This is a genomic window from Pseudomonas sp. GXM4 (assembly GCF_008923895.1).
In the GTDB taxonomy this organism is placed as follows: Bacteria; Pseudomonadota; Gammaproteobacteria; order Pseudomonadales; family Pseudomonadaceae; genus Aquipseudomonas; species Aquipseudomonas atacamensis.
Genome location: NZ_WBRZ01000490.1, coordinates 1 through 1472, shown reverse-complemented (window position 1 = coordinate 1472; position 1472 = coordinate 1). Strand labels below are relative to the sequence as shown.

Here is a 1472-nt window from a genome sequence, read left to right as displayed (position 1 = left end):
GCTGGTTTACCCTCGAGCATCGACACTTTCTCCGGCCGCACAACCAGATTACTCAGCGAACGGTCAAACTCGCGCAACGCCGCCAACTGCAATTCCTCCTGCTGATTGATATCCGCGACGATCTCTTCCGAGCGCTTGAAGTCCGCCCACACCGGCGTCAGCTCCCGCGCCTGCGAGCCCTTCGCCGTGCCGATGTAGTTCAATTGCGCATCGTAAAAATCGGCACTGACATCCGCGCGGATATCCGAGCTGCGCGAGGTGATCAACTGGCTGTGGGTATCGACGATCGCCACCACATCCGGCCTGGCCGCGCGCAGGCTTTGCATGTCCGGGTACACCGTCACCGAGCCGAACTGGCGTTGCAGCGAAGCGTTGACCCACTGCACCGCGCGATCCGGGCTGGAGCTGGCGACGTAGGCGTCGTGGATCGGCTGCACCAGCAGGCTCTGACCAAAACCGGTGCCGGCCTTGGCCTGATACTCGCGCAAGTATTGTCGATTGGCCTGGGTGCCGGGGCTGTAAATCACCCCCAGCGAGACGCCGGGACCGCTCTTGACCAAAGTAGCACTGCTGCGACCGGTCGGGTGCGGCAGCAGCGTGTCGAGGGATGACACCGCTTGCGGGGCAGTGGGAACAGAGCAGGCAGAGAGCGTCAAAACGAAGATCGCCAGCAGGGCGGGAAGCGCAGGTTTCATGGTGTTTCTCCCGTGAAACAAGGTCTGTCGATGAGTGTGCACGGGCCGAAGATATCGGCGGATATTCAGGGTAAACCTGCCGGCCTGACCGTTGGCTGAATAACCTTTGCGCGGTTAGTTTTATTGGCTTTAAGCGTTTGCAGGTAATGCCCCAAGGCAATAAAAAAGGCGCAAATGCTCGATTCGCGCCTTTCGTTTATGGCTGGTCACGCAGCCATCAGTTTTCCAGCGGGATCAGCACCTGCTCATCCGGGGCCAGGACCATGAACACCAGCAACTTGGCCGGCTTGGTCGAACTGGCGTTTTTCGACACCAGATGCTCGGAACCGGCCGGCTCGTACCAGAACTGGCCCTTCTTGTAAGTGATGGCCTGTTCGCCTTTGACTTGGGAAATCACTTCGCCGTCGAGCACGTAAGCCATCGCAATGCCTTCGTGCTTATGGGCGATCGAGGATTGCCCGGGCTGGTAGTCGACTTCGATCATCATGGCTTTCTTGCCGGGGGCGTTTTTCAGCAGTTGTTCCTGCAGGACGGTGATTTTTTCGGATGGGTCGTGAGCCATTGCCGAGGCGGAGAGGGTGAAGGCGAGGGCAGCGGCGACGAGGTGCAGGGCTTTCATGGCGGGTTACCTGTGATGGTTGGGGTGTGCTCACAGTAGGCCGCAATGTGGCCGGTTCAAACGGCCAATATTCGCAAAGATCAGGTGACCAATTCTGGTTCAAAAGCAAAGATCGCAGCCTTCGGCAGCTCCTACAGGGGAACGCATTCCAGAGTAGG

2 protein-coding genes are annotated in these 1472 nt (G+C 59.0%); both read right to left on the bottom strand.

What is annotated here, in order from left to right:
* The coding region (locus tag F8N49_RS27665; RefSeq protein ID WP_151553301.1) for an ATPase at positions 1 to 695 on the bottom strand (695 nt) is incomplete at its 3' end.
* Between the two features lie 217 nt (positions 696 to 912).
* Positions 913 to 1314: a cupin domain-containing protein gene (locus tag F8N49_RS27660; protein WP_122750522.1), complete on the bottom strand. Its 402-nt coding sequence runs from the start codon at positions 1312 to 1314 to the stop codon at positions 913 to 915.
* Positions 1315 to 1472 lie beyond the last annotated feature (158 nt).